The organism is Thioclava sp. FR2 (assembly GCF_051200875.1).
In the GTDB taxonomy this organism is placed as follows: domain Bacteria; phylum Pseudomonadota; class Alphaproteobacteria; order Rhodobacterales; family Rhodobacteraceae; genus Pseudotabrizicola.
Genome location: NZ_CP195192.1, coordinates 48,979 through 60,577, shown reverse-complemented (window position 1 = coordinate 60,577; position 11,599 = coordinate 48,979). Strand labels below are relative to the sequence as shown.

Annotated in this window: 13 protein-coding genes; 9 read left to right on the top strand and 4 right to left on the bottom strand. The window is 68.0% G+C overall.

The annotated features are described in order from the left end of the window. The first annotated feature begins 2 nt into the window (after positions 1 to 2). Positions 3 to 899 (top strand): FAD:protein FMN transferase, encoded by an 897-nt coding sequence (locus ACSBLW_RS19580; protein WP_425101367.1) that lies wholly within the window; start codon positions 3 to 5, stop codon positions 897 to 899. A 58-nt stretch (positions 900 to 957) separates the two neighbouring features. Here the strand turns inward: ACSBLW_RS19580 and ACSBLW_RS19575 are convergent, their stop codons facing one another. The 3 genes from ACSBLW_RS19575 to ACSBLW_RS19565 are packed head-to-tail and all read right to left on the bottom strand — an operon-like array spanning position 958 to position 5,865. Continuing rightward, on the bottom strand, positions 958 to 4,068 hold the full coding sequence (locus ACSBLW_RS19575; RefSeq protein WP_435260176.1) for an efflux RND transporter permease subunit: 3,111 nt from the start codon (positions 4,066 to 4,068) through the stop codon (positions 958 to 960). After that, on the bottom strand, positions 4,065 to 5,363 hold the full coding sequence (locus tag ACSBLW_RS19570; protein WP_435260175.1) for an efflux RND transporter periplasmic adaptor subunit: 1,299 nt from the start codon (positions 5,361 to 5,363) through the stop codon (positions 4,065 to 4,067). Before ACSBLW_RS19570 ends, ACSBLW_RS19575 begins: the two co-directional genes overlap by 4 nt. A 4-nt stretch (positions 5,364 to 5,367) precedes the next feature. Further along, positions 5,368 to 5,865 carry a cytochrome b gene (locus ACSBLW_RS19565; protein WP_425101370.1) on the bottom strand — a complete coding sequence of 166 codons (498 nt, stop codon included), beginning with the start codon at positions 5,863 to 5,865 and terminating at the stop codon, positions 5,368 to 5,370. A gap of 96 nt (positions 5,866 to 5,961) precedes the next feature. Here ACSBLW_RS19565 and ACSBLW_RS19560 point away from each other — a divergent pair, with 96 nt between their 5' ends. Further along, positions 5,962 to 6,570, top strand: coding sequence for a TetR/AcrR family transcriptional regulator (locus ACSBLW_RS19560; protein ID WP_435260174.1), 609 nt, complete (start codon positions 5,962 to 5,964; stop codon positions 6,568 to 6,570). Then, positions 6,563 to 6,940: a hypothetical protein gene (locus tag ACSBLW_RS19555; protein ID WP_435260173.1), complete on the top strand. Its 378-nt coding sequence runs from the start codon at positions 6,563 to 6,565 to the stop codon at positions 6,938 to 6,940. Before ACSBLW_RS19560 ends, ACSBLW_RS19555 begins: the two co-directional genes overlap by 8 nt. Here ACSBLW_RS19555 and ACSBLW_RS19550 read toward each other — a convergent pair. Continuing rightward, positions 6,919 to 7,332, bottom strand: a complete 414-nt coding sequence (locus ACSBLW_RS19550) for an RrF2 family transcriptional regulator (protein ID WP_435260172.1) — start codon at positions 7,330 to 7,332, stop codon at positions 6,919 to 6,921. The two genes, ACSBLW_RS19555 and ACSBLW_RS19550, sit on opposite strands and share 22 nt — an antisense overlap. A gap of 118 nt (positions 7,333 to 7,450) precedes the next feature. On the opposite strand from ACSBLW_RS19550, the gene ACSBLW_RS19545 reads away from it, so the two are divergent. Genes ACSBLW_RS19545 through ubiV form a run of 6 tightly spaced genes read left to right on the top strand, consistent with a single transcriptional unit; the run spans position 7,451 to position 11,593 of the window. Beyond that, positions 7,451 to 7,933: a hemerythrin domain-containing protein gene (locus tag ACSBLW_RS19545; RefSeq protein WP_435260171.1), complete on the top strand. Its 483-nt coding sequence runs from the start codon at positions 7,451 to 7,453 to the stop codon at positions 7,931 to 7,933. Continuing rightward, on the top strand, positions 7,902 to 8,474 hold the full coding sequence (locus ACSBLW_RS19540; RefSeq protein WP_435260170.1) for a DUF2478 domain-containing protein: 573 nt from the start codon (positions 7,902 to 7,904) through the stop codon (positions 8,472 to 8,474). Before ACSBLW_RS19545 ends, ACSBLW_RS19540 begins: the two co-directional genes overlap by 32 nt. Then, positions 8,471 to 9,157, top strand: coding sequence for a 5-formyltetrahydrofolate cyclo-ligase (locus tag ACSBLW_RS19535; protein ID WP_435260169.1), 687 nt, complete (start codon positions 8,471 to 8,473; stop codon positions 9,155 to 9,157). Before ACSBLW_RS19540 ends, ACSBLW_RS19535 begins: the two co-directional genes overlap by 4 nt. Further along, the gene (gene ubiT, locus ACSBLW_RS19530) at positions 9,154 to 9,681 is read left to right on the top strand and encodes a ubiquinone anaerobic biosynthesis accessory factor UbiT (RefSeq protein ID WP_435260168.1); all 528 of its coding nucleotides are present in this window, start codon (positions 9,154 to 9,156) and stop codon (positions 9,679 to 9,681) included. Before ACSBLW_RS19535 ends, ubiT begins: the two co-directional genes overlap by 4 nt. After that, complete coding sequence (ubiU, locus tag ACSBLW_RS19525) at positions 9,678 to 10,676, top strand: ubiquinone anaerobic biosynthesis protein UbiU (RefSeq protein WP_435260167.1); 999 nt, start codon at positions 9,678 to 9,680, stop codon at positions 10,674 to 10,676. The genes ubiT and ubiU overlap by 4 nt, the downstream gene beginning before the upstream one ends. Next, positions 10,667 to 11,593, top strand: coding sequence for a ubiquinone anaerobic biosynthesis protein UbiV (gene ubiV, locus ACSBLW_RS19520; RefSeq protein ID WP_435260166.1), 927 nt, complete (start codon positions 10,667 to 10,669; stop codon positions 11,591 to 11,593). The genes ubiU and ubiV overlap by 10 nt, the downstream gene beginning before the upstream one ends. Positions 11,594 to 11,599: the final 6 nt, after the last annotated feature.

Sequence of the window (11,599 nt, the reverse complement as noted above, 5' to 3'; positions counted from 1 at the left end):
CCATGCCGAGCCTTTCCCGCCGTCGCTTCATCGCGATCTCTGCCGCCGCCGCGCTGGCGGGCCCCGCCGCGGCGGTACCGAAGCGGTACTGGAGCGGCACTGCGCTTGGAGCGCGGGCGTCGATCACGCTGGACCACCCGGATGCTGCCAAGATCGTGGCGGCCGTATTGCAGGAAATCGACCGCCTGGAGGATGTCTTCAGCCTCTATCGGCCGGGCTCGGCCCTGTCGCGGCTGAACCGCGACGGGTCGCTGGATGCGCCGCCGTTCGAGCTTGTCGAATGCCTTGGCATCGCCGGTGCCGTGCATGACGCGACCGGCGGTGCCTTCGACCCGACGGTTCAGCCGCTCTGGGCGACCTATGCCGAGGCATATGCCGCGGGCGGCACGGTGACGGGCCCGATGCTGGAGGAAGCGCGATCGCGCGTCGGCTGGTCACGGCTCACGGTCGCCCCGTCGCGGATCGCCTTCGCACGGTCGGGCATGGCCCTCACGCTGAACGGCATCGCGCAAGGCTATGTCGCCGATCGCGTGGCAAGGATGCTGGAGGCGCAGGGCCTCGACCGGATCCTGATCGACACGGGAGAGGTGCGCGCCTTGGGTGGCATGCCGTCTGGCGCCCCATGGTCGGTGTCGCTGCCCGATGGCAGGGCGTTCAGGTTCCGGGACCGCGCGCTGGCGACATCGGCACCGCTGGGCACGTCCTTCGACGCGGCTGAAACCATCGGCCACATCCTCGACCCCCGGACCGGACTGCCCGCCCCGGCAACGGCGCGTAGCGTGTCGATCACCGCACCTACCGCGGCCTTGGCCGACGCCCTCTCGACCGGGCTCTGTCTGCTCGCGGGCAAGGAGGTGGAGGAGGCCATCGGGCGGCTGCCGGACTGCCGCCTGGTCTGACGCAGCGCCCCGGACCGCGCCGCAAGGCGGCAGGCCGCTCGCGAAATTCGATCCCGGGTCAGGGGCGCTCCAGTCCGCGACTGACCGCCGGGTCAGCCGATCTTGGTTCGCGCATGACCTCCAGCACTGCATAGAAGGCAGGCAGGATCACGAGGATCAGAACGGTGGCTGCGAGCAGCCCGAAGACGACAGAGATGACCAGTGGCTTGAGTGTCTGCGCCTGCGTCGAGGTTTCCAGCAGGAGCGGCGCCATTCCCATGATGGTGGTTGAAACCGACACGAAGATCGGTCGGAACCGGGACCGCACGGCTTCGCCTGCGGCGCGCGCGGCGGACAGACCCTCGGTGCGGCGGATCTTTATGACCCCGACCAGGAGGATCGCGTTGTTCACCACGATCCCCGCGAGCGAGGCCGCCCCCACCAGCGAGGGCATGGAGATGTTGTAACCCATCAGGACATGGCCCCAGATGACGCCCAGAAATGCCAGCGGGATCGTGATCATCACGATGAGCGGCTCGACATAGCTGCGGAACTGGTAGCTGAGGACGATGTAGATGCCCACCAGCCCGATCAGGAACCCGCGCAGGATCGAGGCGACCGTTTCCGCCGAATTCGCCGCTTGGCCGCCGATCTCGAAACCCAGGCCGGGGGTGGTGGCCGCCAGGTCGGGCAGGAAACCCTCGGCCAGCCGCGCGGTGATCGCGTCGGCATTGCCGATGCGACCATCCACATCGGCTGCAACGGTCAGCGCACGCAGGCCATTGCGGCGCGTGATGGTGCCCCAGCCGCGCGCCTCGTCGATGGTGGCGATGCTCGACAGCGGCACGGTGCCGCCACCGGGCAGGGCGATTTCGAAGTTGCTCAGATTGGTGGGGCTGACGCGATCATCATCGGCCAGCCGCACCTCAAGATCCCAGGCCAGATCGCCGCGCCGGATTTCAGAAAGCTGCGTGCCGAGAAAGGCCGCGCGGATCTGGCCTGCGACGTCAGTGGCGGTCAGCCCGAGGGCTTCGGCGCCTTGCGACAGGCTCAGCCGCAACTCCGGTGCGCCGGGGCGCAGGTCGAGGATCGCGTTGCGCACACCGGCATAGGATTCGAGTTCCGCCAGCGTGGCGCGCCCCGCCGCCTCTAACGCGGAAAGGTCGGGGTGGGTCAGGCGCAGTTCCACCGCGATGCCCTGCGGGCCGATCCCCGGCTCGGTCAGGATCAGCGAGGATACACCGGGCAGAGTGCCGATTTCGTCACGCCAGAGCGTGACGATTTCGTCTAGCGTGCTGGTGCGCGTCTCGGCACCCAGAAGGTCCACCGCGACGGTGGCGACATGGGCGCCGGTCTCGCCCGCCGACAGGTTGCGGCCCAGCAGCGTGATGCGTCGGATGACAAGCGCTTGCGCCCCGGGTTGTTCGGGGGACAGGCGGGCGTTCACGCGCTCCAGCGCCGCCTCTACCTGGGCGACGGCCTCGGTCGTGCGCCCAAGCGGTGTGCCCGCGGGCAGCATCAGCCGCGCCTCCAGCACGTCGCCATCGATCTCGGGCATCGCCTCGCGCTTGACCAACCCACCGCCCAAGGCGCCGACGGTCACGATCAGCGCCCCGATGGCCAGCCCGACAACAAGCCAGCGCGCCTTGATCGCGGTGTCTGCCAGGCGGCCCACGCCGCGCTCGCGCAGGGCATCGAAACCCGCCTCGAAGCGCATTCGCAAGCGCGACGGGGCGGTGTCCTGCATCCCACCTTTCAGGTGGTGGGGCAGGATCAGGAAGGCCTCGATCAGCGAAGCGGCGAGTGCGGCCAGCAGGACCACCGGAAGAACCTCCAGCACCGCCCCCAGTTCGCCCGCCAGAAAGGCCAGGGGCAGGAACACGGCCAGCGTCGTCAGGAAGGACGAGATCACGCCGGGCGCCACGGCGGCGACGCCCGCCGCGACGGTTTCGACCGTCGCGCGCTTGGCGCCATGCACCGCGATGGAATCCGCGATCACGATGGAATCGTCCATCACGATCCCGATCGCCATCAGCAGGGCGACGAGCGTCATCATGTTCAGGCTGAGCCCGGTCAGCCCCATCCAGAGGAACGCCCCGGCAAAGGCCACGGGCAGGCCCATGGCGGCCCAGACCGCGAATCCGGGCCGGAAAAACAGGCTCATGACCACGACGACCAGCACAAGCCCGATCACCCCGTTCTGCACCAGCATCAAAAGCCGGTCGCGGATGATGGATGTCACGTCCTGAACCACTTCGACGGTGATCGTGTCGGGCAATCGTTCGCTCTCCTCGGCCACCAGCGCGGCCACCCCGTCAAGCACGCGCAGCGCATCGGCATCGAGCGCTTTGGCCACGTCGATCACGATGGCGGGCGCGCCGTCGACAAAGGCCCGATCGTGCGGCGGCTCGAAGCGTTCCTCGATCACCGCCACGTCCCCAAGCGTCACTGTCGCGCCATTCGGCAACACCAGCACCGGGATCGTCGCAAGCGCCGTGGCCGTGTCGCGTTCTGCGGTGAAGCGCAGGGTCAGTTCCGCGCCCGGCCCTTCGAGCGTGCCGGTGGGCAGGTCGATGTTCTGCGCGGCGATGGCAGCGGCCAGCGTGGCAGGTGTCAGGCCGTGACTGTCGAGCAAGGCGTTCGAGGGGGTCACGGAGAGTGTCCGGGTGCCGAGCCCCCCGCGCGTCACGCGGGCGACGCCGGGCAGGGCGGTCAGTCGGTCCGACAGGCCGTCGGCATAAAGGTCCAACTCGCCCAACGGCAGATCGCCGGAGATGGCGACGGATGTGACCGGATCGGAGCGGTGCAACTCGCGTACCACGGCGGGATCCGCGCGGTCGGGGAAGGTGTCGATGGCCGAAACCTCGGTGCGCAGGGAGTTGACGAAGCGCAGCGCGTCATTGCCCGGCGCCATGGTCGCCACGGCGCGGGCGCGGCCGCTCTGCGCGGTGCAGGTGAGGGTTTCCAGCCCCTCTACACCCTGCACTCCGTCCCAGAGCGGCGCGCAGATCGCGGCCTCCACTTCCTCGGCGGCGGCACCCCGGTACGGCACCGTGATCTCGGCCTCGACAGCGCGGAAATCGGGGAAGGTCTCGCGCAGCAGGCCCGGTGCGGCAAAGGCACCGGCGGCAAGGAACAGAAGGAGCAGCAGATTGGCTGCCGTCGGGTGGCCGGTGAACCAGCGTATCATGGCTGGACCTCGACCGGGGTCAGGGCCATGCCGGGGATGGCCGGAGCGATATCGTCGATCACCACGCGGTCGCCCGGCGACAGGCCCGCCGCGATGACGACGCGGCCATCTTGCGCAAAGGCGGCGGTGACGGGGCGCAATTCCAGCAGATCGCCGGGGCCGGCTATCCGCACCCTGCCCATGTGCAACGCCGCCTCGGGGATGGCGATGACGCCGGCGATGGAAGCGCCCGAAAAGGCAAGCTGCACCTGCATGTTGGGTACCAGCGGCAGGCGGCGGGGCGGGTCGGCGCCCTCATAGGGGTCGTCAACCCTGACCACGACCGGCACGGTGCGCGCACGGGCATCCAGCGCGCCCTCGATCCCGACAACGCGGGCGCTCCAGATCTGCCTCGGGTCCGACAGAGGGCTGAGCGTCACTGCAATCCGCGTGGCGGGCATGTCGCGCATCATGTCGGCAAGGGTGATGCCCTCCGGTGCATCTCCCAGCAGCTGTCGAAAGCTGTCGATGGGCAGATGCGCCACGACCTCGGCCGCCACGATCCCGTCGGCACGGATCACCACCTGACCGGGGACGACGGTCTGAAACAGCTCTGCGTTGACCTCGGTCACGCGCAGGTCGAACGGCGTCGTCAGGGTCGTGCGGTCGAGCGAGCGGCGCGCCCGGTCGATGGCGGCCTCGCTTCGCGCGACCTGTGCCGCGATCCGCGCCTCGCGGGAGGGGATCAGCGCCATCGCGTTTTCCAGTTCCGCGACCGTGCGCCGGGCCAGCAAAGTCGCGCGCTCGGCGTCGTCGGCGCGGGATTGCGGGGCATTGCCCTGCGCGACAAGCGTGCGCGTCCTTTCCAGATCGGTTTCGGCCAACTCCAGCCGGTCCCGTTCCAGCGCAAGGATGCGGCGCGTGTTTTCCGCCTCGGTCGCAAGCTGCGCGCGTTCTGCGTCCAGAGCGGCAAGGTCGGCCTGCGACTGCGCCAGTGCGAGTTGATAATCGGCCGGATCCATCCGCAGCACCTCGGTCCCTGCCGGGATCAGGCGGCCGGGTTCCAGGTCCGGGTGCCGCCAGATCACCTCGCCCTGCACTTCGGCCACTGCGACCCAGGTATCGGCCGCCCGCAGGTTGCCCCAGGCTGTCGCGGTGGGGCGGATATCCTGAGCCGCGACGGTCATCACCCGAACGGGCAGGGCGGACGCATGCCCTTCGACCTGGGTAGGGCCCGGCGCCGAAGAGATCATCCAGACCGCCGCGGCCATGGCAAGCACGATGGGCGGCAGGGCGAGGAGCGGGGCCAGACGCATGGCATCAGCCCTGCGCCCGGCGCATCCGCGCCAGCGTGCCGTCGCGCAGCACGAACTGGTGGTAGAGCGCGCCCACGACATGCAGGGCGACCAATGCCAGCAAGAGGATCTTCATCACGTTGTGGGCTTGCGCCGCAGCCTCGACTCCTCCGAACCAGGCGACCGAGCCACTGACCGGCATCAGGATCATGAGCGCGTAGAGGCCGACATGGGTGAGCCTGGCAAGGATACCCTGCAGCGTGTTGGCCTCGATCGCCGGAGGCACGCCGCGCCGGGCACGCAACGTCAGCCGCCACAGCGCGAAGACCATCACCAGGGCGCCGCCCGCCACATGCGCCAGCACCAGCGGGTTGAATCCCACCTCCAGTCCGTCGCTGACGCGGTCCCAGGCGGACGCAATCGCATCCTTGAAGATGTATTGCTGCGCGATCAGCGCGAAGACGAGCCAATGCAGCGCGATCTGCAGGCGGGAATAGCCAGTGGGGGCGGTCGTGGCGGGCATGGAGGGGGTCCTTTCGGTCTGGGCGCGCGACTCGGGATAAAGGTTGCGGTTGCCGATAGTATATGTTAGTAAGTTATAACTAACAATAGGTGGTGCATGTCCGGTCGTCAGAGCGCGGAAGAGCGAAAGGCGCAGATCGTGGCCGAGGTGCTGCGACTGGCCGATGAGATCGGACCCGACCGGCTCAGCACCACGGATGTCGCGCGCGCAGTGGGCGTGAGCCAGCCTGCGATTTTCCGGCATTTCCCGACCAAGGATGCGCTCTGGCTGGCGGTGGCCGAGGCTATCGCGGACCGGTTGCAGCGAGCCTGGGCCGAGGCTGGAGCCACCGGGCCGCACGCGCGCCTCAAGGCGCTGATCGGCGCGCAGCTGTCAGCCATATCCGAGACGCCAGCCCTGCCGTCGATCCTGTTCTCGCGCGAGTTGCAGGTGGACAATCAAGCCCTGCGCGACGTGTTCCGGGGGCTTCTGGGCGCTTTCCAGGGCCGCCTTGTTGCCGTGATCCGTGATCTTCAGGCTGCGGGCGATCTGAAGCGCGACGTCAGCCCGGAAGATGTCGCCATCCTGCTGACGTCGCTGGTGCAGGGTGTCGCCATCCGCTGGACGCTCGGCGCCCGGGGCTTTGCGCTCGTGCCTGAGGGGTTGCGGCTGTTTGACGTGCAGATGGAACTTCTACGCGCGAAGGAGGGCGCTTGCGATGCCTAGAACCAGTCTGACGCTCCGCATAGCGGGCGGTGTTGCGATTGCCTTTGGCGTGCTGACCGTTTTCTCTGGTGGCCGAACATTGCTCGGATCAGCCGACATGGGGGCAGTCGTACCCTTCGTGCTGTGGTTCAACACGTTGGCCGGGCTCGCCTATGTCGTCGCGGGTCTCGGCCTGTGGCAGGGGCGGCGATGGGCCTGGCCACTATCGTTCGTGATCTTCGCCGCAACGCTGCTGGTTTTCGCGGCGTTCGGCCTGCATGTCGCCCAAAGTGGAGCCTTCGAGATGCGTACCGTTTACGCCATGGCCCTGCGCAGCGCGGTCTGGGGCTGGATCGCGTGGGTGGCGCGTCAGGCGTTTTCCGGACGGTAAACGCAATCGGCCAGGGTGCTGCGGTTGAGGTCGGCGACAAACGCCGCCTCAGCATGGGCCAGCCGCGCTTTCAACCGACATTGCGGGGTCAGGGTGCAGCTGTTGGTGCCGACGGCGAAGCATTCCACCAGAGCTTGATCGGCTTCGAGGGCCGCCACCACATCGCCCAGGCGGATGTCTTCGGGTGCACGGGCCAGCATGGCGCCGCCCCCACCGCCGCGCCGGGTTTCCAGAAGACCTGCGGCGGCAAGCGCCGTGATCACCTTGGCAAGATGGTTGCGGGAGATGCGGAATTCATCGGCGAGTTCCGACGTGGTGAAGGCCCGGTCGGGTGCGCCCGCCATCCGCATCAGAACGCGCAGGCCGTAATCGGTGAAAGAGGTGAGGCGCAAGGTCGCGCTCCTGATTTGGTAGTTGAAGTGCGCATTCACGAGAGGTATGCGTATCTCAAATACCAATTCGCTGCGACCCACGCAAGGACCGGGCGACGCGCGAGGGAAAGGACCCGCGATGAAAGACCTCCCCGAAACGGACGTGCCGCAGAACACCGACGCGCTGATCGACCATATCCTAACACGCTATCACGAGATGCACCGGGAGGATCTCGCCTCGCTCATGCCACTGGCCGACCGGGTCGAGCGGGTGCATGCGGACGATCCCGACGCGCCCAAGGGGCTGGCCGCCGCCATCCGGACGCTCGCCGGGGAGATGGAGGATCACATGATGAAGGAGGAGATGATTTTGTTTCCGGCCATGCGCGCGGGCGGCGGGCCGGGCATCGAACACCCCATCGCGGTGATGCGCGCCGACCACGACGATCACGCCGAAAACATCGCGCTGATCCGGCGGCTCACCTGCGATCTGACGCCGCCCGAGCACGCCTGCGGCTCCTGGCGCTCGCTCTATGGCGGCCTGGCGGCGCTGTTCGACGACCTTGCCGCCCATATCGCGCTGGAGAACGATGTGCTGTTCCCGCGCTTCGAGTCGGCTTGAGGCGAAGATGCGGCTTGCGGGAGTGACAGTCGAGGGACGCGGCGGGACGGATCGTCTTATGGACGCGGTGGCTGACCGGCTAACGCGGGACGGCGTCCGGCTGGTGGGTGCGTTGCGCGCGGCCTCGCCCGATGCCGGATCGGGATCGTGCGACTGCGATCTCTGGCTTCTGCCCAATGGGCCGCGCTGGCGCATCACGCAGGATCTCGGACCCGGCGCCACCGCCTGCCGGATGGATGCGGGCGCCTTCGAGGAGGCCGTCGGGTTGGCGATGTCGCGGCTTCGGGCCGGCCGGGCAGACCTCGTTATCCTCAACAAGTTTGGCCTGAGCGAGGCAGAGGGGCGCGGTTTCCGCGCGCTGATCTCCGAGGCGCTTGCCCGCGGCGTTCCTGTCCTGACTGGCCTCTCCGAAACCCACAGGGCCGCGTTCGACCGCTATGCCGATGGCATGGCGACGATCCTCACACCGACCGAGGCTGCCGTCATGGACTGGTGCAACGCCGCTGTCGCACCCGTAGCCGAGGAAGGTGCGTGTCCATGAGCGGACAGGGAGCCTATGCCTCGCCCCCCTGCATGGCGGCGGAGGTGGACCCGACCTATTTCGATCCGCTTGGCACGGATGTGCAGCAGGCGCGCGACGTGGCGCGCTGGCGTCGAGCCGAGCGGGCAAGGCTGGCCAGCCTGAGGGAGGGGTTGGGCCAAACAGGACGGGCGCAGGTGAGCAGTTCCACCTGCGGTCATCTCGAAACGGTCCTCGCCGCGCGCGGGACCCTCCGGGAGACCGTGCTCGCCGGCTACTGGCCGATCCGAGGAGAACCGGATCTGCGCCCGATCCTGTCCGATCTTCACGCGGCGGGCGTCTGTATCGCGCTGCCGGTGGTGGAGACCCCCGCAGCGCCGCTCGTGTTCCGACGATGGATGCCGGGCATGCGCATGCTGCGCGGCAATTGGAACATCCCCGTTCCGCCGCCCGAGGCGGAGGTCCTGACGCCCGACATCGCACTGGTGCCCTGCCTCGGCTGGGATGCAGGCTGTTATCGGCTCGGCTGGGGCGGCGGCTATTACGACCGGACACTGGCCGCGCTCTCGCCGCGGCCCGTCACCATCGGCATCGCGCTGGCGGCAGCCCGACTGACCACAATCTACCCGCAGCCCCATGACATTCCCCTCGACAGGATCGTGACCGAGACGGGCGTATCGGGGGAGCGAAAGGACCCATCATGATCCCGACGAGCGAATCAACGGTCCGGTTGCGGCCCGGCGAAGGCGCGATCGCGCGGCTTGCCTGCCTTGTGCTGCAACCGGTCCTGACGCGCGTTGTCCGTCGGGTCGCGGCGCGGCACCCGTCTCTCTTCGCGCGGCTCGGTCCGCACCAGGCGACCGATTTCCTGATCGATCCCGTTGAGTTGCCTTTTGCGCTGCATCTGCGCCCCGACCCGCAGGCGCTGGTCTTCCGCGCCGTGCCGCGCGATGCGGCGCCGCGGGCCGGGGCCACGATCCGCGGGCGGTTCCTGCTGCTTCTGGAACTGATCGACGCCGAGCAGGACGGCGACGCAGCTTTCTTCTCGCGCGATCTGGAGATCAGCGGGGACACCGAGGCCGTCGTTCGCCTTCGGAATGCGCTCGACGACATGGACGGCTCGCTGGCCGAGGAGGCGTCGGCGATGTTTGGAGCTCCCGGACGGGCGGTTCTCGCACGTTTGCGGCGGGCCTATCCGGATGCCACCAAACCGCAGGAGTACGCATGAGCCTTGCCGAACTGATCTGCCCCGCAGGCACCCCCGCCGCGCTGCGGACCGCCGTCGACGCGGGCGCCGATGCCGTTTATTGCGGCTTCCAGGATGCGACCAATGCGCGGAACTTCCCGGGGCTGAACTTCACCCCCGATGAACTGGCCGAGGCGGTGACCTATGCCCATGCGCGCGGCACCAAGGTGCTGCTGGCGCTGAATACCTATCCGCCTGCGGGCAAGGTCGATCTCTGGCGGCATGCGGCGGACACCGGCGCGCGCTTGGGCATTGATGCCTTCATCGTGGCCGACATGGGCGTGGCCGACTACATCGCTCGGACGTATCCGGGCATCCGGCTGCACCTGTCGGTACAGGCCGCGGCCTCATCGCCCGAGGCGATCCGCTACTATTGCGAGAACTTCGGTGTAAAGCGTGTGGTCTTGCCGCGCATCCTCACGATCCCCGAGATCCGCCAGATCCGCCGCGAAATCCCCTGCGAGATAGAGACCTTTATCTTCGGCAACCACGGGCTGATGGTCGAGGGGCGCTGCAGCCTGACCAACTACCTGACGGGTCAATCCACGAACATGGACGGGGTGTGCTCGCCCGCCTCACATGTGGAGTATGTGCGCGATGCGGACGGGTCGATGTCCTCGCAGCTGGCGGGGTTCACCATCGACCGTTTCGGGCCTCAGGAAATGGCGGGCTATCCCACCATCTGCAAGGGCCGCTACAGGGCACCCCATCGGCCCGAGGGCTACTACGCCTTCGAGGAACCCGTCAGCCTGAATCTATCGCGGCTCCTGCCCGAATTGATCGAGGCGGGCGTACATGCCTTCAAGATCGAAGGGCGACAGCGGTCGAAGAGCTATGTCCGCGGCGTTGTGCGTGCGTTCCGCGCAGCGGTGGATGACATCAAGGCCGGACGCGAGGCAAACATCGCTGACCTGATCGCCCTGACCGAGGGGCAGAAACAGACCCAGGGCGCCTTCGAGACAAAGAAATGGCGGTGAACGACATGACCCAACTAACGCTCGGCCCGATCGCCTACCACTGGTCCGCCGATGCGCGGCGTGACTTCTATGCCCGCATCGCGGATGAGGCGCCCGTGGACGAGGTTTATCTGGGCGAGGTGATTTGCTCCAAGCGTGCGCCCTTCCACGAGGCAGACCTGCCCGCCACAATCGAGCGGCTGGAGCGCGCAGGCAAGCGCGTGATCCTGTCGACGCTGGCCGAAGTGATGCTGAAGCGCGAGCGCCGCGCGACCGAGGACATGGCCGCGATGGACGTGCCCGAGATCGAGATCAACAATGCTGCCGGCCTTTACACGCGCGGAAAGCGCCCGCACCGGATCGGTCCCCTAATGAACGCCTACAACGAGGCGACCATCACCTGGATGGCCGGGCAAGGCGCCACCCATGTCTGCCTCCCGGCCGAGATGCCGGCCCCGGCCATCGCCGCCGCGGCGCGGGCCGCGCGCGCTCTGGGGCTCGGCGTCGAGGTGCAGGTTTACGGCCGCGCCTCTCTGGCTGTGTCAGCGCGGTGCTATCACGCCCGCGCGCACGGCCGCACCAAGGACAACTGCCAGTTCGTCTGTGAAGAAGACCCCGACGGCATGCCGCTCCGCACCCGCGACGACCGGCCGATCCTGCGGGTGAACGGCATCCAGACCCTGTCGGAAAGCTATGTCGACCTGCTCCCCGAAGCGGCCCGTCTGATTGCCGATGGCGTCACGCACCTGCGGCTGATGCCACAGGCGGTGGACATGGTCGCGGTGGCGCAGGTGTTCCGCGATGCGCTCGATGGGCGCGTGCCGACAGGCGAGGCTGATGCTCGCCTTGCGTCGCTGAGCGGGCATACGGGCCTGAGCAACGGTTTCTATCATGGCACGGCAGGCTACCGCCGCATTGCTGCCGCCGCGCCGGCCTGAGCGCGC

Bases quoted from the DNA above. Each gene is read 5' to 3' on its own strand.
- ACSBLW_RS19580 (WP_425101367.1), top strand. From the start codon at position 3: ATGCCGAGCCTTTCCCGCCGTCGCTTCATCGCGATCTCTGCCGCCGCC.
- ACSBLW_RS19575 (WP_435260176.1), bottom strand. From the start codon at position 4,068: ATGATACGCTGGTTCACCGGCCACCCGACGGCAGCCAATCTGCTGCTC.
- ACSBLW_RS19570 (WP_435260175.1), bottom strand. From the start codon at position 5,363: ATGCGTCTGGCCCCGCTCCTCGCCCTGCCGCCCATCGTGCTTGCCATG.
- ACSBLW_RS19565 (WP_425101370.1), bottom strand. From the start codon at position 5,865: ATGCCCGCCACGACCGCCCCCACTGGCTATTCCCGCCTGCAGATCGCG.
- ACSBLW_RS19560 (WP_435260174.1), top strand. From the start codon at position 5,962: ATGTCCGGTCGTCAGAGCGCGGAAGAGCGAAAGGCGCAGATCGTGGCC.
- ACSBLW_RS19555 (WP_435260173.1), top strand. From the start codon at position 6,563: ATGCCTAGAACCAGTCTGACGCTCCGCATAGCGGGCGGTGTTGCGATT.
- ACSBLW_RS19545 (WP_435260171.1), top strand. From the start codon at position 7,451: ATGAAAGACCTCCCCGAAACGGACGTGCCGCAGAACACCGACGCGCTG.
- ACSBLW_RS19540 (WP_435260170.1), top strand. From the start codon at position 7,902: ATGTGCTGTTCCCGCGCTTCGAGTCGGCTTGAGGCGAAGATGCGGCTT.
- ACSBLW_RS19535 (WP_435260169.1), top strand. From the start codon at position 8,471: ATGAGCGGACAGGGAGCCTATGCCTCGCCCCCCTGCATGGCGGCGGAG.
- ubiT (WP_435260168.1), top strand. From the start codon at position 9,154: ATGATCCCGACGAGCGAATCAACGGTCCGGTTGCGGCCCGGCGAAGGC.
- ubiU (WP_435260167.1), top strand. From the start codon at position 9,678: ATGAGCCTTGCCGAACTGATCTGCCCCGCAGGCACCCCCGCCGCGCTG.
- ubiV (WP_435260166.1), top strand. From the start codon at position 10,667: ATGGCGGTGAACGACATGACCCAACTAACGCTCGGCCCGATCGCCTAC.